Origin of the sequence: Balneatrix alpica DSM 16621 (genome assembly GCF_000619885.1) — a bacterium.
Lineage (GTDB): Bacteria > Pseudomonadota > Gammaproteobacteria > Pseudomonadales > Balneatricaceae > Balneatrix > Balneatrix alpica.
This window is the reverse complement of sequence record NZ_JHUZ01000006.1, coordinates 185,609-207,969: the sequence shown is the minus strand read 5'-3', so window position 1 is coordinate 207,969 and position 22,361 is coordinate 185,609. Positions and strand designations below refer to the sequence as shown.

General features: G+C 53.4%; 24 protein-coding genes. 15 read left to right on the top strand and 9 right to left on the bottom strand.

Going from position 1 to position 22,361, the window contains the following annotated elements:
- Positions 1 to 338: 338 nt before the first annotated feature.
- A protein-coding gene (locus Q334_RS0101475) for an IS3 family transposase (RefSeq protein WP_155888939.1) occupies positions 339 to 1,414 on the top strand; the annotation gives its coding sequence in 2 pieces (ribosomal slippage) (positions 339 to 588 and positions 588 to 1,414; 1,077 coding nt in all).
- Positions 1,415 to 1,428: 14 nt separating this feature from the next.
- Here Q334_RS0101475 and Q334_RS20215 read toward each other — a convergent pair.
- Positions 1,429 to 1,605, bottom strand: coding sequence for a helix-turn-helix domain-containing protein (locus Q334_RS20215; protein WP_081414292.1), 177 nt, complete (start codon positions 1,603 to 1,605; stop codon positions 1,429 to 1,431).
- A gap of 332 nt (positions 1,606 to 1,937) precedes the next feature.
- On the opposite strand from Q334_RS20215, the gene Q334_RS0101470 reads away from it, so the two are divergent.
- From Q334_RS0101470 to Q334_RS0101455, 5 genes are read left to right on the top strand one after another with little or no spacing between them, the layout of a single operon-like run.
- Positions 1,938 to 2,213 carry a hypothetical protein gene (locus tag Q334_RS0101470; RefSeq protein WP_027311657.1) on the top strand — a complete coding sequence of 92 codons (276 nt, stop codon included), beginning with the start codon at positions 1,938 to 1,940 and terminating at the stop codon, positions 2,211 to 2,213.
- The gene (locus Q334_RS0101465) at positions 2,206 to 2,550 is read left to right on the top strand and encodes a helix-turn-helix domain-containing protein (protein ID WP_211249469.1); all 345 of its coding nucleotides are present in this window, start codon (positions 2,206 to 2,208) and stop codon (positions 2,548 to 2,550) included. Before Q334_RS0101470 ends, Q334_RS0101465 begins: the two co-directional genes overlap by 8 nt.
- 8 nt (positions 2,551 to 2,558) lie before the next feature.
- A complete protein-coding gene (locus Q334_RS0101460) occupies positions 2,559 to 3,563 on the top strand; it encodes an ImmA/IrrE family metallo-endopeptidase (protein ID WP_027311655.1) in 1,005 nt (334 codons plus the stop codon).
- 23 nt (positions 3,564 to 3,586) lie between these two features.
- On the top strand, positions 3,587 to 4,174 hold the full coding sequence (locus Q334_RS20665) for a C1 family peptidase (protein WP_407059840.1): 588 nt from the start codon (positions 3,587 to 3,589) through the stop codon (positions 4,172 to 4,174).
- Positions 4,174 to 5,007 carry a thymidylate synthase family protein gene (locus Q334_RS0101455; RefSeq protein ID WP_027311654.1) on the top strand — a complete coding sequence of 278 codons (834 nt, stop codon included), beginning with the start codon at positions 4,174 to 4,176 and terminating at the stop codon, positions 5,005 to 5,007. The genes Q334_RS20665 and Q334_RS0101455 overlap by 1 nt, the downstream gene beginning before the upstream one ends.
- Here Q334_RS0101455 and Q334_RS0101450 read toward each other — a convergent pair.
- From Q334_RS0101450 to Q334_RS0101440, 3 genes are read right to left on the bottom strand one after another with little or no spacing between them, the layout of a single operon-like run.
- The gene (locus tag Q334_RS0101450; RefSeq protein WP_027311653.1) at positions 4,985 to 5,662 is read right to left on the bottom strand and encodes a uracil-DNA glycosylase; all 678 of its coding nucleotides are present in this window, start codon (positions 5,660 to 5,662) and stop codon (positions 4,985 to 4,987) included. The two genes, Q334_RS0101455 and Q334_RS0101450, sit on opposite strands and share 23 nt — an antisense overlap.
- Positions 5,659 to 6,876 (bottom strand): nucleoside triphosphate pyrophosphohydrolase family protein, encoded by a 1,218-nt coding sequence (locus Q334_RS20475; protein ID WP_027311652.1) that lies wholly within the window; start codon positions 6,874 to 6,876, stop codon positions 5,659 to 5,661. Before Q334_RS20475 ends, Q334_RS0101450 begins: the two co-directional genes overlap by 4 nt.
- 10 nt (positions 6,877 to 6,886) lie before the next feature.
- Complete coding sequence (locus tag Q334_RS0101440) at positions 6,887 to 7,180, bottom strand: DUF4031 domain-containing protein (RefSeq protein ID WP_027311651.1); 294 nt, start codon at positions 7,178 to 7,180, stop codon at positions 6,887 to 6,889.
- 33 nt (positions 7,181 to 7,213) lie between these two features.
- Here Q334_RS0101440 and Q334_RS20660 point away from each other — a divergent pair, with 33 nt between their 5' ends.
- The 4 genes from Q334_RS20660 (at position 7,214) to Q334_RS0101425 (ending at position 11,457) form a co-directional block, all read left to right on the top strand.
- The gene (locus Q334_RS20660) at positions 7,214 to 7,573 is read left to right on the top strand and encodes a helix-turn-helix domain-containing protein (RefSeq protein ID WP_081414290.1); all 360 of its coding nucleotides are present in this window, start codon (positions 7,214 to 7,216) and stop codon (positions 7,571 to 7,573) included.
- 301 nt (positions 7,574 to 7,874) lie between these two features.
- On the top strand, positions 7,875 to 8,780 hold the full coding sequence (locus tag Q334_RS0101435; protein ID WP_027311650.1) for a hydrogen peroxide-inducible genes activator: 906 nt from the start codon (positions 7,875 to 7,877) through the stop codon (positions 8,778 to 8,780).
- Positions 8,777 to 10,873 carry an ATP-dependent DNA helicase RecG gene (gene recG / locus Q334_RS0101430; RefSeq protein ID WP_027311649.1) on the top strand — a complete coding sequence of 699 codons (2,097 nt, stop codon included), beginning with the start codon at positions 8,777 to 8,779 and terminating at the stop codon, positions 10,871 to 10,873. Before Q334_RS0101435 ends, recG begins: the two co-directional genes overlap by 4 nt.
- A 62-nt stretch (positions 10,874 to 10,935) precedes the next feature.
- Positions 10,936 to 11,457 (top strand): DUF501 domain-containing protein, encoded by a 522-nt coding sequence (locus Q334_RS0101425; protein WP_027311648.1) that lies wholly within the window; start codon positions 10,936 to 10,938, stop codon positions 11,455 to 11,457.
- Here the strand turns inward: Q334_RS0101425 and Q334_RS19765 are convergent.
- The 4 genes from Q334_RS19765 to Q334_RS0101405 form a co-directional block, all read right to left on the bottom strand.
- A complete protein-coding gene (locus tag Q334_RS19765) occupies positions 11,447 to 14,161 on the bottom strand; it encodes a bifunctional diguanylate cyclase/phosphodiesterase (RefSeq protein WP_051527437.1) in 2,715 nt (904 codons plus the stop codon). The genes Q334_RS0101425 and Q334_RS19765 overlap by 11 nt on opposite strands.
- 153 nt (positions 14,162 to 14,314) lie before the next feature.
- A complete protein-coding gene (gene secB, locus Q334_RS0101415) occupies positions 14,315 to 14,764 on the bottom strand; it encodes a protein-export chaperone SecB (RefSeq protein ID WP_027311647.1) in 450 nt (149 codons plus the stop codon).
- Between the two features lie 34 nt (positions 14,765 to 14,798).
- Entirely contained in the window at positions 14,799 to 15,056 is a 258-nt protein-coding gene (gene grxC, locus Q334_RS0101410; protein WP_027311646.1) for a glutaredoxin 3, read from the bottom strand.
- 17 nt (positions 15,057 to 15,073) lie between these two features.
- Complete coding sequence (locus Q334_RS0101405; protein ID WP_027311645.1) at positions 15,074 to 15,490, bottom strand: rhodanese-like domain-containing protein; 417 nt, start codon at positions 15,488 to 15,490, stop codon at positions 15,074 to 15,076.
- 247 nt (positions 15,491 to 15,737) lie between these two features.
- On the opposite strand from Q334_RS0101405, the gene gpmI reads away from it, so the two are divergent.
- Genes gpmI through Q334_RS17585 form a run of 4 tightly spaced genes read left to right on the top strand, consistent with a single transcriptional unit; the run spans position 15,738 to position 20,514 of the window.
- Positions 15,738 to 17,285 carry a 2,3-bisphosphoglycerate-independent phosphoglycerate mutase gene (gpmI, locus tag Q334_RS0101400; protein ID WP_027311644.1) on the top strand — a complete coding sequence of 516 codons (1,548 nt, stop codon included), beginning with the start codon at positions 15,738 to 15,740 and terminating at the stop codon, positions 17,283 to 17,285.
- A 1-nt stretch (position 17,286) separates the two neighbouring features.
- Positions 17,287 to 18,444 carry a murein hydrolase activator EnvC family protein gene (locus Q334_RS0101395; RefSeq protein ID WP_051527436.1) on the top strand — a complete coding sequence of 386 codons (1,158 nt, stop codon included), beginning with the start codon at positions 17,287 to 17,289 and terminating at the stop codon, positions 18,442 to 18,444.
- On the top strand, positions 18,401 to 19,720 hold the full coding sequence (locus tag Q334_RS0101390) for a S41 family peptidase (RefSeq protein WP_081414289.1): 1,320 nt from the start codon (positions 18,401 to 18,403) through the stop codon (positions 19,718 to 19,720). Before Q334_RS0101395 ends, Q334_RS0101390 begins: the two co-directional genes overlap by 44 nt.
- Complete coding sequence (locus tag Q334_RS17585; protein ID WP_051527435.1) at positions 19,720 to 20,514, top strand: divergent polysaccharide deacetylase family protein; 795 nt, start codon at positions 19,720 to 19,722, stop codon at positions 20,512 to 20,514. Before Q334_RS0101390 ends, Q334_RS17585 begins: the two co-directional genes overlap by 1 nt.
- 2 nt (positions 20,515 to 20,516) lie before the next feature.
- Here Q334_RS17585 and Q334_RS0101380 read toward each other — a convergent pair whose 3' ends face one another.
- Positions 20,517 to 21,563 (bottom strand): type IV pilus twitching motility protein PilT, encoded by a 1,047-nt coding sequence (locus Q334_RS0101380; RefSeq protein WP_027311641.1) that lies wholly within the window; start codon positions 21,561 to 21,563, stop codon positions 20,517 to 20,519.
- A gap of 74 nt (positions 21,564 to 21,637) precedes the next feature.
- On the opposite strand from Q334_RS0101380, the gene Q334_RS0101375 reads away from it, so the two are divergent.
- On the top strand, positions 21,638 to 22,339 hold the full coding sequence (locus Q334_RS0101375; protein ID WP_035460489.1) for a YggS family pyridoxal phosphate-dependent enzyme: 702 nt from the start codon (positions 21,638 to 21,640) through the stop codon (positions 22,337 to 22,339).
- Positions 22,340 to 22,361: the final 22 nt, after the last annotated feature.

Here is a 22,361-nt window from a genome sequence, read left to right as displayed (position 1 = left end):
TGATCCCAATCAGCGTCAACCGGCTGAATCCCCCGAGAAGCCAAGTCGTTCATCACACTGGCCGAACTCCGACCGGCTTCTCGGGCCAGATCACGCAGCAAGACATACTCCGAAAAGAACTTGTCTATCGAGTTCTGGCTGACCAGCTGCCCCGACGAATGGTTGCTGGAGTGTGTTTCAAGGAGATCAGCATTGGCGAGCTGGTAAGCAAACTCCTGATGTACCCTCATACGCTTCGCGGCTTCAGTTATCGAAAAGAGTTCCTGACCTATCCCCCAAATTTAAGACCATGACGTTGATGAGATTTCCAATACACTGGAGCCAATGGAGATCTCAACATGAAGAAACGTTACACCGAAGAACAAATCATCAAGACCATCAAACAGCATGAGGCAGGGGCAAAGGTCGATGACATTTGCCGAGAGATGGGCATATCCACGGGCACATTCTACAACTGGCGCAGCAAGTATGCGGGGCTGGAAGTAAATGAAGCGAAGCGGCTGAGAGAACTGGAGTCCGAGAACAACAAGCTCAAAAAGATGCTGGCCGACAAGATGTTGGAAGTCGAAGCCATGAAGGATGTGCTGTCAAAAAAGTGGTAACGCCAGCGGCAAAAAATCCTGTTGCTCGACACTTGATTGAAGGTTTCAGTCTCAGTGAGCGTGTGGCCTGCAAGCTGGCTGGGTTGAGCCGGACGGCATTTCGCTATCAACCCAGGACAAAGGCTGACAATGGGCTCAGACAGCGGCTGAAAGCGCTGGCGACGCAATATCCTCGCTATGGATATTTGATGCTGCATGGTTTGCTCAGAGGCGAAGGCTGGGTCAAAAACCGCAAACGAACCTATCGGCTCTATACAGAGGAAGGCTTGCAGGTTAGGACTAAGAAGCGCAAGAAGCTAACCCGGCCAAGGCTACCCATGGAGGTGCCAACTGCACCCAATCAACGTTGGTCGATGGACTTTGTTTCAGACCAACTCAGCAATGGTCGCCGCTTTCGGGTACTGAATGTAGTGGATGATTATTCGCGGGAAATGGTCGGTCAATTAGTCTCTGTTGCCATCAGTGGCAGGCAGGTCGCAAGATTCCTGGACCAGTTGATGGAAGAACGAGGCAAGCCAAGCAAAGTCACCTGCGACAACGGGACAGAGTTTACCAGCAAGGCCATGTTCTTCTGGAGTAAGGAAGTGGGCGTCACACTGGGCTTTATTCAGCCAGGAAAGCCGACGCAAAATGCCTATGTGGAAAGCCTGAATGGCAAATTCCGGAACGAGTGCCTGAACCAGCACTGGTTCAGAACCTTGGACGAAGCGAGATACGAAATCGAGCTATGGCGTGAACACTACAACCATGTTCGCCCACATAGTTCACTGAACTACATGCCGCCTGCTGAGTATGCCAAGCAGGCAGCATAAGCTGGAAAATCTCATCAAGGGATTGATACTAATCTCGGGGAAAGGTCAACAGCTGTCGACGGTGGTCCCTTACGCCCCCTTTCCAGGGTGCTGACATAGCAAGGATTGATTCCCATTAGATCGGCGAGCTGCTTCTGCTGCATGCGGCGGCTCCGCCTGAGATGTTCAAGATAGGTGCCGAAGGGCGTCATAAACACACGGCCTAAAATTGTGCATTTATCGTCCAGGATATAGAAAAGAATGAAGAATGGTCAAACGATAAAGGATAAAAAAGTCCTTTTAAATCAAAAGGATATACTTTGATTATCAAAATATACCATTTTGATTAATGCTTCATCGTTTACGATTGTAATGTCATCTACATATTGATCCCTGCTTTCTTGGTTGCAAAGCGTCGAGCTCCTCTGCAGTCTAAGCATATGGATAGTCCTAAGTTGTTGTCGCCGTAGAGCCACCTATTGCAACCATTAAACCCTTATGGCTTTATTTATCATCAATTCCAGTTCGATCTTTGGACGTAATGATGCCTACACTTCAAGAGCAAATAGAGCAGACACTGGGTGATTTCTGGGATGAGCGGGAGATATCTGTCTCCAGAGATCCAACCTCTATCAATGATCTCGGCGCATCGATGGATTCTCTTACTGCTTGTGAAGCTATGATTGCCATTGATGAACTGGTCGGCAGGACTGTGCCAGTAGATGTTGTAATTAAAAATGGTGGATATGAGTCACGCGATCAATTCATTCAGGAAGTTACCGAGGGGGTACTCACGTACCTAAAGAATGAAGATGGGTGATGCTGAAGCAAAGCTGATTCAAATAGCTGAGCGCCTCAGAGCTGCGCGGGAGTACATGGGTTTTTCTCAAGCAGAGATCGGCCAAATGACGGGGCTAGATAACTCAGCCATTGTCGATATTGAATCGGGGGCTCGGGAGATTGAGACCAAGGAGTTAAATCTTCTATCGAAGATATATAGACGCTCAACCGAATACCTTTTAACCGGGTCTGAGCCAGCTTATTCTGGTCCCGAACAATTTTCTTTCTTGGCACGAGCCACTAAAGGATTAAGCACTAAGGATAAGGAAGAAGTTGCCCTGTTTGCTGAGTTCTTAAGGGCTTCAGACGCCAGCTAGGAGTTAGGATGCTCACCAAAAGTCAGATCCGGACAGTAGCCACTCGCGCCGCAGAAGTCATTAGTGATTCCGGCGCTAAGCGGCGCGTCCAAGAGGGATACACTCGAGTCGATCCATTCCGCATCGCACAATCTGCCGGCGTAATTGTAATGCTGCGCCCATTAGAAAAATTGTTTGGTGCCTTTGTGCGTCAAAAACAGCCCGGTATTTTAGTCAATTCTGAACGCCCCGCCGGGCTCATTCAAATGACCTGCGCACATGAACTCGGACACTTCTTTTTAGGGCATGAAACGACGACAGACGATCAGCTTGATTACGGCTATCGAGCGAATCAAACCGAGTTAGAAGCTGATTGGTTCGCCTACAGCCTAGTTGCTCCGCGCTGGGCGATTGCGAATATCATGCGGAAAAAGAGATGGAGCATCGCTGACCTGTCGCATCCCTTTGTGCTGTATCAACTTTCGCTCAGACTAGGTATTAGTTATCAAGCCACCGCTTGGTCCCTCAATCGCTTGGAATTGATTGAAAAACCTATTGTTGAAAAGCTATTACGTACACAGCCAGCAAAAATTAAAAGCTCGTTGTTGGGCAGACCACTCGAAAACTCTCAACGAGATGTTTGGCTGTTAGATGAGTCAGATCAGGATTTTATTTTGGAACCTCGCGTTGACGACCAAATGCTAGTGCGTTTGAAAAGTCATACTGGTACTGGTTACGTGTGGACTGTGGACGAGACAGCTTCTGAAGGATTTTCCGTCGAGCCCTTGATGCTATCCGCCTCTGAACTATCTGCGGATGATGCACTAATAGCTGGGGGAATTCATTACCAAGATTATCTGGTGTCGAAACCTTCATTAGGACACTCACATCTTCGACTAAGTGAACGGAAGGCCTGGAACCCTCTAGAGCCAGCACTCGATAGTTATAGTACAGAGACGTGCTATGAAAATTTGACGAATGGACTTTCCCCTGTGGCGAAGGAAGCTCTGCTTCAAGGAACTGAAAGCGCGTGATTCAACCGCTCGTTACAATCTCGATGGAAGCGCGTGACCAAGGGCAGCGTGGATCATGTGTCGCATTCGCGATAGCAGGAATTAAGGGCTGCATGACAAATTACATATTGAGTCCAGAGTATGCCTATCTTGCAACTGCTCTTCGGAGCCCAAGTTGGCAACCAAATCAGGGTCTTAGTGTTCAGATTGCGATAGAGTCGACATCGTCAGGGTTACCGGAAGACCACCTCTTTCCTTATCAACATAATGAACCTGAAAGGCCTTTACCTGCATTACCTGCCGAATTACCCCTATTTGGTCCGGATGTGACATTGATGCCACCGGATTTAGCGCAAGTAAAAATCTGGTTAGCCGAAGGGCGACCGGTAGGCACTGTGATAACTCTGACACAATCATTCATGGCTCCGATTGACGGTCTGGTCGCCTTCGAAAAACCGGTTTACCCAGGTCGTCATGCAGTTGTGATCGTTGGCTACGGCAATGATCAGACAGGAAACGAGCACTACCTTATCTGTAATAGTTGGGGCTCATCATGGGGAGTCAACGGCCATGCATGGATACCAGACTCCTATCTTCAATATCACGCCTCTTGTATCTACGGAGTTAACTGATGGCCGAAGTTTTTCAACGATCTCGAGTAGTACAAGCCTGGCTGGCCGGAGCGCGTTACCTGTCAGAACAAAAAAACCTAGATGCACGCAATATAATTCTTGAGATAAACACGCCTCAGCTGATTACTGCTGAGGATCGTGCCGCCATCAACGATGTGAATTGCGCTCTACAGAAAAAAAAATCCACTCGTAGTGTGATGACTGCAGCAGGCACTATCTTTCCGCATCGGATTTATCAGCGCTATGGCCGACCCGAATGGTATAAAAAATATAAAGAAATCATAGGAAGGGGCAAGGTGCCCGGTACATGGGGTACCTATGCTATGCGTATGATTGAACGCAAGGGAGATGGTGACTCGTCGTTCAATCCACTGGATAAAATTATTGAAAAGCTCGCTGCTATGCGAGAAAGAGATAAAAGTTTCTTTAAATCGGCATATGAATTGGGGATATGTGATCCCTCTGAAGATATCGATCACTCATTCAACGGAGAAGGTTTTGAACTACCTACATATGATCCTCGCCTTGATCGTAATAGTTACATGGGATCTCCTTGCCTAAGTCATGTAACCTTTAAGCTGATAGATGGAAAAATAGACCTTACGGCTATATATAGGTCCCATTACTATGCTGAAAGGGCATTAGGTAACCTGATCGGGTTATCCCAACTTCAGGACTATGTTGCAAAGGAGTCTGGCTTCGAACCAGGCGTGATGACGTGTATTTCCACCTATGCAAAGCTAGACGAAGGCTTTGGCGGTATTCGAGCAGCTCGTGAGTTACTAGACTCTTTGCCGATCGACGAATCCCTTACAAAAGAGCTCTCTGCTTGAATGCTCTCACGCCTAGTTTGCTTTCGTGAATGTTGTAGATCCTTTGCATACCAGCTCTGAAATCTTTTACACCACCATAGCTTGGATGACGAACAGTCAAAATTTCGACTCCAAATTCTTCTGCGTACTTAGCGGCATCTTGGCCTATCGCTATGATGCGACGTACTCTTAGCCACTCAATCAACGTGCTGTTAAGCTCCTTCACCATTGCGAGTTCTCTCGCTGTAAATCGTCTATTTGTTAACGGGTCTTTGGCTTCATATGGATGGAATGGAAAAACATTCCATAGCAAAGGGGGAGTATCGATGATTTTTAGGACACCCCAAATTTCCGCAGCTGTACGCTCAGAATAAACAGGGCCTTTCGTAGCTTGCTTAGGAGAACAACCATCGTACAGGCTCCCCATCTCTGATAAGTGGAATTCGTCTGTGAGTGCCAAGCCAGTACGGCGCCCCCCCCGATATCCTAAGTCTCGTCCCATCCAGATAGTGTCGACCCCTATATTTAAGGACGCTTCCAGGTAGGTACGAAGGTTTGTACGACGAATCCTAGGGGCATCTTTGCGATCGTACACGGGACAAGTATCACTGTAGGGGTTGAAAACATTGTCCAGAGATAGACTAGCAAGTTCTTTTACAAATGAGGTCGGTGTCATTTAGAAGGTTTTTTCTCAAGTATAGGTTCGAAAGTTAGATGATGATCCTTCATATTAACTACAACAGAACCTGACCGCTCTTTACGTAGTTGCCGAAACACCTCAAATCCTTTCAAGATGGCACGTTCCCATTGCCACAATGGACACCGGTGAACTTCATATCCTTCTACCATAGAGTGAATTTGCTTGAGCACACCGTACTCCAGTGCACCTTCTTCTATTCCTTCATAGAAATTCCGGCGCTTCGCATGGTTGAAAATCCATGTGGCGATTCCTTCCTCAATGATCATGGCTCTCGCACCATCTTCATTTTCGTCAATGGAGGGCTGGGATTTACGTTTTCTTCTGAGCAAGCCGCGCAGAACTGGCGACCATCCCAAATAAGCCATGTAGGCTAGATGGAAGACATCGTGAAAACGGTAATCATCTGGCTCGTTGCTGTTATCCGTCAAAGGGTCGCCGATAAATACTCCGTTCAACTGTTGGACAACGCAGGTACCATTGGGGCGAGACAACTCCACAAAGTCCATCGTCAGATTTCGAGGCAACTGTTCATAATCTGGGTACTCGGAATCAAAAAATGAAGTGTAATCAGGATGTTCTCCTGGCCAGCGGCTTTTGATCTTTTCTAAGTTACTCCGAGCCACATCTTCAAGGTGCAGGTTAAAGCTCGAGCAACATAGTGCCAACTCCATCAATAGGTTGCCAAAATGTTCAAGTATTGAAGGGGTGGGGCCAGCCTTGAGTTGTGCTTCAGGAATGTTGCAAAAAACGCCAGCGGCATGGGCTAGAGCACCCATCTGCTTGGGCCTATCGATTGTTCCATCGGTGCAGGCATTGATTAAAGAATCTATCTGACGAAACGTTACCGGTGTTCTGTACTGCTGTTCATTCTCGTTGAACTTTTTCCTTAGTGCATCTAAGCAGAAAAAGCCCAAATCGTCCGGCGTGATTTCCAATAAGCTAGCGACAGTAAACAGATACCACAGGGAATCTCCCAACTCCTCAGCTGCCGCAGCACTCTGGGTGTCCTCCAAACGATCACGCTCAGCTTTTTTTACTGAAGATAGAAGACCACCAACTTCTCCAAAAAAACCGAAACGCAGACTCTGTAGCGCTCTCGGGCTGTCCTTGAACTGTGAGGATTCTCTAGCCTTGAGCTCGTACTCCGGAAGAGACAGAGGTGTTATTTGCTGTTTAGCAATACCCGCCATTTAGTCCTCCTTAATCAAACAGCGATTGCTGAAGCATCCTCTGCGCTTGCATCTGTTCACGCATCTGCTTGCAGCATCCAATAATTTTTCTGCGATCAGCATTAATAGCGCCAAGCTGAACTGCTCGGTATCGAACGGAAAGTGTCACATCATAATGGGGGTAAAAGCTTTCACTTTGAAACCACCTGCGTTCCAGGCCTAGTCGCGCAGCGAAGCTATGAAGCTCATCAAGAGAATCTGCTACCAAATGGCACCAAACACGTCCCTTTGAGTGGATTTCTTCTGAATCTACGTAGACTGCCATGGCTAGATTCCTCGTGCACAATGTGCAATTATTATGCATATTATGACCCAAGAACTCAACAAGAACTCTGTCCAAAAACTAGCCAAACTCATCCATGAAAAGCGATTGGAATGCGGCCTTACGCTTGTTGATTTAGGGTCTGCCTGCGATGTCCACCATTCACAACTATCCCGTATTGAACGAGGGAAAGTCGCGAGAGTAAGTAAGAACATAGTAAAAATTTGCACATTTTTGCAAATCGATCCATATACACTCGACAAGGATCGGGATGTTCCGCTTCTAGACCGAGTGGAACGTGTCATTGCCTCATCATCTGCTAGCGCACGAGCGATAGAAAGCTTGGTAACTGCTTTGGAAGAATTGACAGAAAATCGGCCACGCCACACGGATTAAACTATTCGGTAGCGCTCTCCACAAACAGACTTCGAGTCATAGAGGGGCAATCGTGAAGCGCTGATCGGCTAAAAGCATCGTGCAACTACCAATACTTAAAAAGCAAAGGCTCTGCACAATGTTGTGATATGACAAAAAAGCAGCCACGAAGGGCTGCCTCTTTCATTTCATTCTTAATGAGACGTCATTGCAAGCATATGAGACGCCATTTCATTTTGAATGAGATCCGACAATAGCCCTTGGCTATAATGGCAGCTCGGCCCCAGTGCAACAAGCAAGGCCAACTGCCAAGGACTCTGCCATGACCCTGACCGAGCTTAAATACATCGTTACCCTGGCCCAGGAACAACATTTTGGCCGTGCCGCAGATCGCTGCTACGTCAGCCAACCTACCCTCAGTGTGGCCGTCAAAAAGCTTGAGGATGAGCTGGGGGTGCTGCTGTTTGAGCGGAGCAAAAACGCGGTACGGGTAACGGATATGGGTGAACAAATCGTGCGCCAGGCCCAACGCGTATTGGAAGAGAGCGAACGCATCCGTGAGCTGGCCAGTGCCGGCAAGGATCAACTGCGTAGCCCCCTACGGGTGGGTGCCATCTACACCATTGGCCCCTACCTCTTTCCCCATCTGGTACCCCAGCTACAACAGGCGGCTCCCCAGATGCCGCTTTATATAGAAGAAAACTACACCGCCGTACTACGGCGTAAGCTGCGTAATGGTGAGCTGGATGCCATCATCGTTGCCTTACCCTTCACCGAGCCGGATGTGGTGACCTTACCCCTCTACGACGAAGTCTTTGTGATGCTGCTACCAAGCAAGCATCCATTAGCGCAGGAGCAGGAAGTCAAAGCCGACCAACTCAAATGTTCCGACATGCTATTGCTGGGAGAAGGACACTGTTTCCGTGATCAGGTCTTACAGGCCTGTCCCAGTTTAAAGCAGGCCAGCGATCCACAGCAGGCTATCACCGAGGGCAGCTCGCTGGAAACCCTGAGGCACATGGTTGCCTCCGGCTTTGGCGTGACGATACTGCCACAGTCCGCCGCAGGGGAAGGCTTATATGCCCCCGGCTTACTCTGCACCCGGCCCTTTAGCTCTCCGCAGCCGATGCGTACCGTCGCCCTGGCCTGGCGTGCCAGCTTTCCCCGTCCTAAAGCCATCGATGTACTGCGTGACACCATTAAGCAGTGCAACATTCGTCTGTCATGAGTACCCCTGCCAGCCTGGCCGACATCCCTATCAGCGCCTTGCGTGGCGCCGGCCCTGCCGTAGTAGAGCGCTGCCAGCATCTGGGCTTAAGCAGTGTGCAAGATATCCTCTTCCACCTGCCACTGCGCTACCAAGATCGCACCCGCGTCACCCCTTTGGGCAGCCTCCGTCCAGGGGATGAAGTCCTGATTGAAGCAAATATCCGCCTGGCTGATGTGGTCAAAGGTCGACGCCGCAGCCTGCTGGTGAAAGTCCAGGATTTAACCGGTAGCCTGACCCTGCGCTTTTTCCATTTTAGCCAGGCGCAAAAAAACCAGCTGTTAGCGGGTTTGACGCTACGCTGCTTCGGCGAGGTCCGCGTCGGCCCCAGTGGTTTGGAGATGGTGCACCCGGAATACCGCATCCTGCATGACAACAGCGAGCCGCCTAAACTGGAGCAATCCCTCACAGCGATTTACCCCACTACCGAAGGCCTGACCCAACCTCGCTTGCGTCAGCTTAGCGAACAGGCCCTCAGCATGCTGCAACGCCGTGAGGGGGCACTCACCGATTGGCTGCCTGACGAAATTCTGCACCGCTATGGCCTGGGCTCGTTACAGGAGGCACTGTTATTCCTGCATCGCCCACCACCTGGCATACCACAAAGCCAATTGCTGAGTGAACACGAGCCCCATCGCCAGCGTCTGGTCTTCGAGGAACTGCTGGCTCATCACCTCAGCCTGATCCGCGTACGCCAGCAGGCCCAACAGATTGCCGCCCCCATCCTTAAAGGGGATGGCAGCCTACGCCAGCCCCTGTTGGACTCCCTCGGCTTTCATCTTACCCAGGCTCAACAACGGGTGGGCCGTGAAATTGCCGCCGACATTGAGCAAGAACAGCCCATGCTACGCTTAGTGCAGGGCGACGTCGGCTCTGGCAAAACCCTGGTCGCCGCCATGGCGGCATTACAGGCAATTGAAGCTGGTTTTCAGGCTGCGCTGATGGCTCCAACGGAAATCCTGGCGGAGCAGCATTACCACAACTTCAGCCGCTGGCTGGAACCCCTTGGCCTGCAGGTCGCCTGGCTCGCGGGTAAACTGAAGGGCAAAGCCCGTAAGCAAGCACTGGAACAGATCCACAGCGGCGAGGCCGCCATGGTGGTGGGTACCCATGCCCTGTTCCAGGAAGAGGTCAGCTTCGCCAAACTCGGCTTGGTGATTATTGATGAACAACACCGCTTTGGTGTGCATCAACGTTTGTCTCTGCGGGAAAAGGGCCTGCATCAAGGCCGAGCCCCCCATCAATTGATCATGACCGCCACCCCCATTCCCCGTACCCTGGCGATGGTGGCCTATGCCGACCTGGATTGCTCAGTGATTGATGAGTTACCGCCAGGGCGCACGCCGGTGCAAACGGTGGTCATTGCCGATCAACGTCGGGATGAAGTGATTGAGCGCGTCCGAGCCGCCTGCCGCCAGGGACGTCAGGCCTACTGGGTCTGTACCCTGATTGAAGAGTCAGAAGCCCTGGAGTGCCAAGCCGCCGAAGTCACCGCTGCGCAATTGGCCGAGGCCCTGCCAGAGCTACGCATTGGCTTGATACATGGCCGCCTGAAAGCGGCGGAAAAAGCCAGCGTAATGGCGGCCTTTAAAGCAGCCGAGCTGGACTTACTGGTGGCCACCACCGTCATCGAAGTCGGGGTGGATGTGCCCAATGCCAGCGTGATGATTATCGAAAACCCAGAGCGCCTAGGGCTAGCTCAACTGCACCAGCTGCGGGGCCGAGTAGGGCGCGGGGCAGTGGAAAGCTTCTGCGTACTGATGTATCACTCCCCCTTATCCCAGCAAGGAAAGGCTCGTTTGGCCGTCATGCGTGACAGCAGCGATGGCTTTGTCATTGCCGAGAAAGACCTGGAATTACGTGGCCCAGGCGAAGTTCTGGGCACCCGTCAGACCGGTCTGGTTCAGTTTCGCATCGCCAATCTGGAACGCGACCAACACTGGCTGGAACGGGTGCATGAGGCTGGCGATCAGCTGCTACGGCGCTTCCCCGAGCGAGCCGAGCCCTTGATCCGCCGCTGGCTAGGCCAAGCCGAGCGCTATACCCAGGCCTAACAAGCCAGCAGGACCCACCGGCGGCTGTTATAATGGCCGCCTTTTAACCAGCATCCATCGCCATGACCGCTATTGCCACCATCAGTCACGAACATCTCAGCCTTCTGGAACAACAACTGGGCCGTCCACCACGCAGCCTGGATGCCATGGGCGCCGTCAGCGCCAGTGGTATTCCCCTGGTGGTACGGATGCGTCCACTGATGGAAGGCAAACCCTTTCCGACTCTGTACTGGCTCACCAGCCGCGACCTGTTCAAGGCCATTTCCACCATTGAAGCCCAGGGTTATATCAAGCAGCTGGAGGCCCGAGTAGAAGATGACAGCACCTTTCGCCAAGCCCTGTGGGACAGTCATGCCGATTATGCCGCCCAGCGCCTGCACTATATGAACGCAGAAGATAAGGCCCAACTGCAGGCCTTAGATAAACTGGAAGCGATCAACAAGCTGGGGGTAGGGGGGATTGCTGATTGGAGCCGTATTCGCTGCCTGCACACCCACTATGCCCATCACCTCTGCGGCCATAACGTGGTTGGTCAGTGGTTAGAGCAGCAGTTTCAACTGAGTCAGCTGCCCATCACCCTGTAAGTTGGCGCAAACTGGGCTGACATAAACCTTCCGCATCGGCCTGGGTCAAGGGACGTGATAACCAATAGCCCTGTCCCTGTTGGCAACCCATCGCCAGTAAGCACTCACGCTGACTGGCGGTTTCGATCCCCTCCGCTGTGACATCCAGCTCCAGTAACTTGGCCATTAACAGCGTTGCCTCCACCACTACCGCCTTACTGGTGTCATGCTCAATCCGGTTGGTAAAGGAACGATCGATCTTCAACCCCTGTATCGGGTAGGTAACCAAGCGCTCCAAGGAGCTATGCCCCGTACCAAAATCATCAATGTAAATCCGGATCCCTTTAGCCCGGATCTGCTGCAGGTGAGCAATGACTTGCTCTTCGTGCCGGTGAATAGCGCTCTCGGTGATTTCCAGGTGCAGTTGATGCGGCAATAGCCCCTGTTCACGCAAGCCTTGCTGCAGTTCATCGGATAAGCGCGGGTTCAGCAACTGCTGAGGAGAAAGGTTGATATTCATAAACAAGCGCGGGTTGGCACTCAGGCCAATAAAACGCACTGCCTGCGCCATCGCCTGGCGTAACACCCAGCGTCCCAACGGCTCTATTAAACCGGTTTCTTCACAGATGGGGACAAACTCCGCCGGCGAAACCATCCCTAATTGCGGGTGCTGCCAGCGCAGCAGCGCCTCGAAGCCCAACAACTGCAAGCCCGCCAAATCCATAATGGGTTGGTAATGCAACTCGAATTGGTCCTGTTCGAGGGCACTATCCAACGCCAATGCCAAGCGATTGCGGCGCTGCAACTGCAGGCTCATATGCTGATTAAACAGCACAAAGTGCCCCCGTCCTTTCCGCTTTACTTCATATAGAGCCGCATCGGCATTGCTCAGAATCTGATTGGCGCTCTGCCCCTTTTGGCTGATGAGATCAATACCAATGCTGACACTAGCCTTAAATAACTGACCACTGCTAAAACGGAATGGCTGCTCCGCTGCCTGCACAATACGCCTGGCCAGCTGCTGTACCCGCTCACTCGAATCCTGCTGCTGCAACAGCACCGCAAACTCATCGCCGCCAAAACGCGCCACCAGATCCTGCTCCCGCAGACAGGCACGTAAACGACCGGCAAACAGGGTCAATAATTCATCCCCCACCGGATGACCGAGGGTGTCATTCACCAGCTTAAAGCGGTCCAAATCCATGAACAGCACCGCCCCCAGTTTGCCCGTCAGATGGGCAGAGGACAGATAACCCTCCAGCTGCTGAATAAAGGTGGCACGATTAATCAGTCCGGTCAGGGCATCATGCTCCGCCTGATGTTTGAGCAGGAGCTCTGTTTGCTTGCGCTCGGTAATCACACTAATCGAGCCTTCGTAATAGCTCTGCCCCTCGGCGTTCTGACAGAGGTAGGCATTTTCCAACAACCAAATACTGCGCCCATCATGGGTATGGGCTTGCCACTCAAACTGACTGACTTTTCCCTGCTGCCGTAACGACAGCAGAAAGTTGGCGTAGCGGGTCGGATCCCGATGCAGTTGGGCGCCCAGATGTTGCACCTGCTCGGCCAGCGTCTCCATATCGCTGAAACCAAACGTCAGGGCAAAGGCCGGGTTGTAACGTAACAGGCGTCCCTGCAAGTCAGCGCGATAAATACCATCCACCGCTTGCATAAAGAGATTGTGGTATTCGTTCTCAGCACTGATCAGACTACGGGTGCGCAGTTGCACCAGATGACGAATTCGCTGGGTATAGCGCAATGAAGAGTACAGCAACATACCCAGCAATCCCGCCACCAGTAAGGCCGCACTGAGGGCGATATTGGCACGTGACCACCAGCCACTGCCCTGACGCTGTTGCTCATAAAAGCTAAACCGCAACGGTTGCTGGCCAAGTTTGAGGGTTCGGCTCCAGCGCTGTCCCATCTCGCCTTGATAGACACAGGGTTGCTGCAATTGGTTATAGCGGCTTTGGTAAAGTGTCTGACCGCCAGGGGTGGTAATACGTAAGCACAGGGAAGACTGTTTAACCTTGCCACCGATCAGCACATCAATCACTGCTGCCGGCAAAAAGTGACTACTCACCAGCCCCAACACCTGCCCCGAGGGGCTCTTCACCGCTAACAACAGACGATACTCCTCCGCCTCCGAGCCATTGGCAGCAATGCGATGGAGCACCAGCTGCTTTTGCGCCAGCGCCTGGGCTAAAGCCTGACGAAATGCCGGTTTGGTGGCCAAATCCATCCCTGTGGGGGAGCCCATAAAATCCGTGGTATAGCTGTATAGCACAGGGTAATAGGCAGCAAAGTCCGGTGCAGGGGGGTGGCGTAAGGCGAAGTCAAATAACCCCTGCGATTTGGCCAGAGCCGTCACCGCCTGGCGCTCACTGGGGGCAACCCGCGGAATCCACTCAAACTGGGCAATACCATAGTCCGCTAAGGCATGGGCGCTGATAAAGCTGGCAAACTGAGCGCGGCTCAGGGTCGGAGTCTGGCCAATGTAGGCCGCCAGGGAGGTCAAAAACTGACTCAGGTTACCGAAGGTGGACTCCACCACCCGTAAGTGATTTTCACTGCGGGTCGCCAGATCGGCCTGGTACTCCCGCTGTTCCTGAGCTTTCAGATTCTGATAACCCCACCAGCTTAATACCGCCAGTACCAGGGCGACCAACAGGCTGATTACGAGGGCATTCGCGCGGGAGAGTGTGAGCCCCTGGCTAGCGGTCATTCCATGCACACCAAATCAAACGATAATGGTTTGCATTTATACCATCTTTTATATACGCAAATAACCCAACTAAAGAGGTATTTCTTGACGGGGAAGCAGAAACACATCACCCCGCCGTGGCGGGGTGATGTGAGAAGCAGAACAGGCGAGTACTTACTGCGCTTGTTGTTTGGCTGCTTTTTGCTCGGCGTAGAGCGCGTCAAAGTTAACCGGTGCCAGCATCAGTGGCGGGAAGCCGCCTTTGGTCACCAGGTTATCCACCGCTTCACGCGCATAGGGGAAGAGGATATTGGGGCAGAAAGCATTCAGGGTATGATCCAGTGCATCGCCTTCAATGCCACGGGCAATGAACAAGCCTGCCTGCTGTACTTCTACCAGAAATGCCGTGTCATCACCGTTCTTAACCGTGACGGTCACCTGCACCACCACTTCGTACAGACCCTCAGCAATGTGGTTAGCGCCCGCGTTCAGATCCAGCTGTACTTTAGGCTCCCAAGGCTTGGTGAATACCAGGGGTACACCAGGTGCCTCATAGGAAACATCCTTCAGATACAGACGCTGAAGAGCGAACTGGGGTTGTTGTTTTTGCTGTTCGTCTGCCATGGAAAATCCTTAACACTATGAAAATGAACCTGCGTCAGTCTGCCAGCAGCGGATCGAGTTTTCCAGCCCGCTCCAATGCATAGAGATCATCACAGCCGCCCACATGAGTTGTACCTATGAAAATTTGCGGCACCGTATGACGCCCCTGGGCACGCTGCATCATCGCCTGACGCAGCCCCGGCTCACGACCGACATCAATTTCCTGGTAGTCCACCCCTTTAGCCTGCAACAGCTGCTTAGCACGGATGCAGTAAGGGCAGTATTGGGTGGTGTAGATCTCCACTGCTTTCATAACAAGCCTCATCAACCTTAAGAGCGTACCACCGGCAGGTTGGCTGCCTTCCATTCAGTGATGCCACCAGACAGACGGTAAACCTGAGTAAAGCCGGCTTTTTTCAGCTGAGCGGCGGTTGCACCTGCGGTTTGTCCCAGATTGCAGACCACAATAATGGGTTTGTCCTTGTGCTTCTCCAGCTCAGTAAGCTTGTTCGACACCTCAGCCGCTGCAATGTTCAAACTATTGGCAATATGACCGGCGCTGTAATCCTTACGGGCACGAATATCCAGAATCACGGCATCTTCACGGTTAATCAGACGAGTCGCCTGGGAGGTGTTGACCGAAGCCCCACCTTTTTTCTTCTCGCTCCATAACCAGACCGCCAGGGTCAGAATAAACGCGGAGGTCAGTTCCCAATGGTTGATGGTAAATTCAATAAACCTTTCCATTCTCGCATTACACCTTCAGTCAACACGGACGCGCGGGGCGACAGTATACACTGCCACCTACGCCTGCACACCCGCGATCCCGCCTTGGTGAAAGACAAAGGCTGGGGGTACAATGGCCAACAGATGAACACCAAAGCCGCATCCCGAAAGCCGGCCGGGTGGCAGAGAGCCTAGCTGCTCTCTATTCAGGCTCAGTGTGGCCCAGCGCCACTGAGCCCACTAAGTGAGTGAGGGTGAAGACAGCATTATGAGTACTGCACGTAAGCCTGTGGCCTTGATCATTCTTGATGGTTGGGGCGTGCAACACACCGAATCCAGTGCCTTTATTAAAGCCAAGGCTCCCACCTGGGATCGCCTTTGGGGCGAACATCCACATGCCTTCATTGGCACTTCGGGAATGGATGTCGGCCTGCCTGAGGGGCAAATGGGTAACTCCGAAGTAGGGCACATGAACATCGGCGCTGGCCGGGTGGTGTATCAAAACTTTACCCGCATCTCTAAGGCGATCGTGGATGGCGATTTTTTCACCAACCCCGTGTTGGTCGAAGCGGTTGAGCGGGCTGTAGCGGCTAATAAAGCCGTCCATGTGCTGGGGCTGCTTTCCCCCGGCGGGGTGCATAGCCACGAAGAACATCTGGCTGCGACCTGCAAGCTGGCTGCTGAGCGCGGAGCCCAACAGATTTATGTCCATGCCTTCCTGGATGGTCGCGATACTCCCCCCCAGAGTGCCGAAGCCTCTATCCGCTATCTGGAAGCTGAGCTGGCCAAATTGGGCAAAGGTAAAATTGCCAGCCTCTGTGGCCGCTACTTCGCCATGGATCGTGACAATCGCTGGGATCGCGTGCAGAAAGCCTATGATGCGATGACTGGCCACCAAGCCGAATATACCGCCAGCACTGCGCTGGAAGCCCTGCAGGCAGCCTACGAACGCGGTGAAACGGACGAATTCGTCAAACCCACCATCCTGGTGGATGAGCAGGGACAGGCGCTGGGTGCCATTGCCGCCGGCGACAGCCTGATCAACGTTAACTTCCGTCCCGACCGCGCGCGGGAAATCACCCGTGCCCTGGTCGAGGCGGACTTTGACGGCTTCAACCGTGCCCGTTATGTCCCGGTGCACTATGTGATGATGACCGAATACGCGGCCGATATCGCCACCCCCTGCGCCTATCCACCGGAATCCCTTAGCAACACCCTGGGCGAGTACCTGGCTAACCTGGGCAAAACCCAGCTGCGTATTGCCGAAACCGAGAAGTACGCCCACGTTACCTTCTTCTTCAGTGGTGGTCGGGAAGAACCCTATCCGGGCGAAACCCGCATCCTGGTGCCTTCACCCCAGGTCGCGACCTATGACCTGCAGCCGGAAATGAGCGCGCCGGAAGTCACCGACAAGCTCTGCGCCGCCATTCGCTCAGGCGAATTCGACTTTATCGCCTGTAACTTCGCCAATGGCGACATGGTCGGCCACACCGGTGACTATGACGCTGCCGTCAAAGCCATTGAGGCAGTGGATGCCTGTTTAGCCAAGGTGCAGGCCGCTATTGAAGAGGTGGGGGGCGACATGCTGATCACCGCCGATCATGGCAACGTCGAAATGATGCGTGATCCCGAGTCAGGCCAACCCCATACCTCCCATACCAGCTTCCCGGTTGGTCTGGTGTATGCCGGTGGCCGTCAGCAACAAGTACAGCTGCGCAATGGCGTGCTGGCGGACCTCGCCCCCACCATCCTTAAACTGATGGGCCTGCCCCAGCCTGAACAAATGACCGGCAAACCCCTGGTTGATCTGCATTAAGATGACAGGCCTACGCTGGTTTTGGCCTTTACTGTGCTGCCTGTGGTGGGGTATCCCCACCACTGTGCAGGCCGCAGGCGAGCAGGATAAAGCCGCCACTGAGGCGCAAATCAAGCAGCTGAAGCAGGATATCAAGCGCCTGCAGAACTGGCTGCAAGATGCCCAGAGTGAACGTGATACCCTGCTGGAGCAGTTGCGTCGCTCCGAAACCGACATGGGCAAACTGCAAAAGCTGATCCGTGAACAGGAGCAACAGCTCAAACAACTGGATCAACAAATCAAAGCCCTGGAAGGTAAGCAACGGCAACTGGAACAGAGTAAGCTCCAGCAAAAAGATACCCTGGCCCGCCAACTGCGGGCCGCTTACATTAATGGCCAGGGCCATGACCGCCTAAAGATGCTGCTCAGCCAGCAAGACCCGAGCGAAATCGCCCGGCTCTGGCAATACCAAAATTACCTGCACGATGCCCACCTCAGCCAACTGCAGCGCTATCGTCAGTTGCAGAGCGAACTGGAATTGGTCGAAGCAGAACTGCAGCAGGGACGCCACCAGCGCCAGCAACAGCTGCAAGAGCTGCAACAGCGTCAGCAACAGTTGGCGCAAACCCGCGAAAGCCGTAATCAAACCCTGGCCGCCCTGCAAAAGCGCATGGGTAAAGAACAGCAACGCCTGGCAGGTCTAAAGGCCGATGAGCAACGGCTACAAACGGTTCTCAGTGAAATTCAAAAAGCCTTGGCAGCCGCCAAGCTGGCCGAGCAACAGGGTAACTTCCCGCAATACAAAGGGCGCCTGCCATTACCACTGAATGGCCGTATTTTGGCCAGTTATGGCAGCCAGCAAGACTCCGTGCGCAACGATGGTTTAATCATCGCCGGCCAAGCTGGCGACCTAGTCAAAGCCGTTCATGGAGGCCGTGTTGTTTTTGCCGATTGGTTACGAGGTTTCGGTCTGCTCTTGATTCTTGATCACGGACAGGGCTATATGACCCTCTATGGACACAATGAGACTCTGCTCAAGGATACAGGCGACTGGGTACAGGCTGGTGAAGCCCTGGCGACCCTGGGCCGTAGCGGAGGTCAATCCACATCCAGCCTTTACTTTGCGATCCGTTACCATGGTAAACCGACCGATCCCCGCCCCTGGCTCAAACAAGGCTAAGGACGTTACCCGATATTTCTCTCGCTTAGCCCTGCTTGGGCTGTTCAGTCTTGGTAGCAGCCTGAGCCTGGCTCAGCCTCCTGCCGCTGACAACCAGCCGCTGCCGTTGGAGTCACTGCGCCTGTTTGCCGAAGCGCTGGAGCGGATCAAGCAAAACTACGTCAATGAAGTCAGTGACGAGCAGCTGCTGGAGTACGCTATTCAAGGCATGGTGGCCAACCTTGACCCCCACTCCAGCTACCTGCCTCCCCGCGAGTTCCGTGAACTCCAAGAAAGCACCAGTGGTGAATTTGGTGGCCTGGGTATTGAGGTCGATCAGCAGGATGGCTTTATCCGCGTAGTCGCCCCCATTGATGACACCCCCGCCCAGCGGGCCGGCATCCAGAGTGGCGACCATATCATCAAGATTGACGGTAACTCTGTCAGTAGCCTGGGCCTTGATGAAGCGATCAATATGATGCGCGGCAAGCCCGGCAGCAAAGTGACCCTGACCCTGATGCGCGAGGGTCAGCCCAAACCCCTGGAACTGACCCTGGAACGCGCCATCATTCAGGTCAAAAGCGTCAAGCCCAAGGTCTATGAACAGGAGTACGCCTACCTGCGCATCACCCAGTTCCAGGATGATACTGGCACCGAAGTACAGCGTGCCCTGAGCAAAATGCAGAAAGAGCAGCGCTTAAAAGGGGTGGTGCTGGATCTGCGTAATAACCCCGGTGGCGTCCTCCAGGCGGCGGTGGATGTGGCCGATGCCTTCCTACCCCCTGGTTTGGTGGTCTACACCCAGGGTCGGGATAAACAGGATCGTATCGATTTTGAAGCTACCCAGGCAGATCTAAGCAACAACCTGCCGCTAGTGGTGCTGATTAATGGTGGCTCCGCCTCTGCTTCGGAGATCGTCGCAGGCGCCCTGCAGGATCGTAAACGAGCAGTACTGCTGGGTGAACCCAGCTTCGGCAAGGGCTCGGTACAGAGCATTATGCCGCTGGGGGCCGAAGGGGCCTTGAAGATCACTACCGCGCTCTACTTCACCCCCAATGGCCGCTCTATTCAGGCCGAAGGCATTGAACCGGACATTCCCGTTGCCAATGCCAGTGTCACCCGTCTGGAAAACAGCGGGCCCAGTATCCGTGAAGCCGATCTCCGCGGCCACCTGGGCAACGGCGGTGGCAATACCCATAAAGCGGGAGAGTCTATCCAGACGCTGATGGAAAGCGATTACCAGCTGTTTGAAGCCTTCAACCTGCTTAAAGCGCTCTCCCTGGTCAAAGGCAACTAATGCCACCAGTGTGGGCGCGACTACTGCTGGTGTGGGGGCTGTTACTCAGCCACACCAGCCTGGCCGAATCCTGGCCACTGGCCGTACCCTTAGAGGAAGAACCCCAGCCCGTTCTGGCTATCGTGCTGGATGATGTGGGCTATGATGGCCGTGCCGGTGAGCGGGCCCTGGCGCTTAGCCCTCCCATCACCCTGGCTTTTTTACCCCACACTCCCCATGCCCCCCGCTTGGCGCAACAAGCTCGACAACAGGGGCATGGGGTACTCCTGCATGCCCCGATGGCCAATCAACATGCTTATCCCCTGGGTCCAGGCGCCTTGACCCCAGAACTGTCAAAGGCTGAACTGCAGCAGCGTTTACGCCGTGCGTTGGATAGTTTGCCGGCCGTGGATGGCGTCAATAATCACATGGGCAGTTTACTCACTGCGCAGCCTCAACCGATGCAGTGGGTGATGGAAGTGCTGGCGGAGCGACGGCTGTTATTTCTCGATAGCCGCACGACGGCAGCCACCGTGGCGGCGGCCAGTGCCGAGCGCCAGGGCCTGCCCTGGTTACGCCGTGATGTTTTTCTCGATAATGAAGAAGATGAAAGGCATATTCGCCAGCAATTACAGCTGGCAATTGATCTGGCCAAGCGCCAAGGCTATGCGATTGTCATTGGCCACCCTTACTCCAGCACCCTTAGGGTACTGGAGCAGGAGCTGCCTAAGCTGGATGCCCAGGGCATTCGCCGCATGGGGGTACTGCAATTACAACGCTGGCTCAGCACCCCCACTGAGCCACAGATACCCTAGGGTTACTCCGGCAGGTCAAACAACGTCGGTGCCTTCGCCTTGGTTTTTGCCACTTCACGGGCGATCACACCTTTCTCCACCAGCTCCAACAGGCTCTGATCCATGGTCTTCATGCCATGGCTGGCACCGGCCTGGATCACCGAGTACATCTGGGCAATCTTATCTTCACGGATCAGGTTACGTACCGCTGCCGTGCCCACCAGAATCTCATGGGCCGCTACCCGGCCACCATTCTTGCGCTTTAACAGGGTCTGACTGATCACCCCTTCCAACGACTCCGACAGCATGGAGCGGACAATGGCTTTCTCCTGGGCGGGGAACACATCGATAATACGGTCGATGGTCTTGGAGGCAGAGTTAGTATGCAGGGTGCCAAATACCAGGTGGCCTGTCTCCGCCGCCGTCAACGCCAGACGAATGGTTTCCAGATCCCGCATTTCCCCCACCAGAATCACATCCGGGTCTTCCCGCAGGGCAGAGCGCAGGGCATTGGCAAAACTATGGGTATCCCGCCCTAGCTCCCGCTGGTTAATCAGGCTCTTTTTCGGCTCATGGACAAACTCCACCGGATCCTCAATGGTGAGAATATGGTGATGGGAATGTTCATTGATGTAATCCACCATGGCCGCCAGAGTTGTACTCTTACCCGAACCGGTGGGGCCGGTGACCAGTACCAAGCCACGGGGCTTACAGGACAAGTCCTTAAAGATTCCACCTAATCCAAGCGCTTCAAACCCCAGAATCTGACTGGGAATAGTACGAAAGGCGGCCGCACAGCCACGATTTTGATTAAACACGTTGACCCTGAAGCGGGCCAGGTTGGGCACTTCAAAGGAGAAATCCACCTCCAGTTCCTGTTCAAACGTATTACGCTGGCGATCATTCATGATCGAATACACCAGCTCCAATACCTGCTTGTTATCCAACGGATCCATCTTGATCCGACGCACATCCCCATCGACTCGGATTAGCGGTGGTTGTCCAGCCGACAAGTGCAAATCGGAGGCCTTCTGGTTGACGCCAAAAGACAGAAGTTCGGTAATATCCATAACCATCACTTTAATTCAGGGGTTGCACAGGCAATAATACCGCTTCGCCAGCAACCTGGTTGATCCAACTGCTTATGTGTATTGCGGAAAATATAGCGAAGGTTCGCCAACAGATTCAGACCGCCGCTATTAACTGTGGGCGTAATCCAGCCGAGGTGCAACTCCTGGCGGTAAGTAAAACCAAACCCTTGGCTGCCATTCATCAGGCCTATGCCGCCGGGCAACGCCATTTTGGTGAAAACTACGTCCAGGAAGGGGTCGACAAGATTCAGGCCAGTCAGGATCTGAGTGAATGCCACTGGCATTTCATCGGCCCCCTGCAGTCCAATAAGACCCGGGTGGTGGCTGAGCACTTCGACTGGGTGCACAGCATTGAACGCATTAAAATTGCCGAGCGTTTAAGCGCCCAGCGGCCCGCGCACCTTCCACCTCTACAAGTCTGCTTACAGGTTAATATCAGTGGTGAAAACTCCAAGGCGGGGGTGAGCCTGGCAGCACTGCCGGAGCTGGCCAGCCGCGTACTCGACCTGCCTGGCTTACAGCTACGCGGTTTGATGTGTATTCCGGCCCCCTGTCAGGATCCGCAGCTGCAGCGCCAGCCTTTTCTGCAACTGGCGCAAGCGCTGCAGCAGTTACAGCAGGCTCATCCCGCTGCGGGGCTGGATACCCTCTCGATGGGAATGAGTGAGGATCTGGATGCCGCCATCAGTGCTGGCGCCACCTGGGTACGGATCGGCACGGCCATCTTTGGTGCCAGAGCCTACCCCAGCCCCTAAGGATTACCCCGCCAGCCCATTA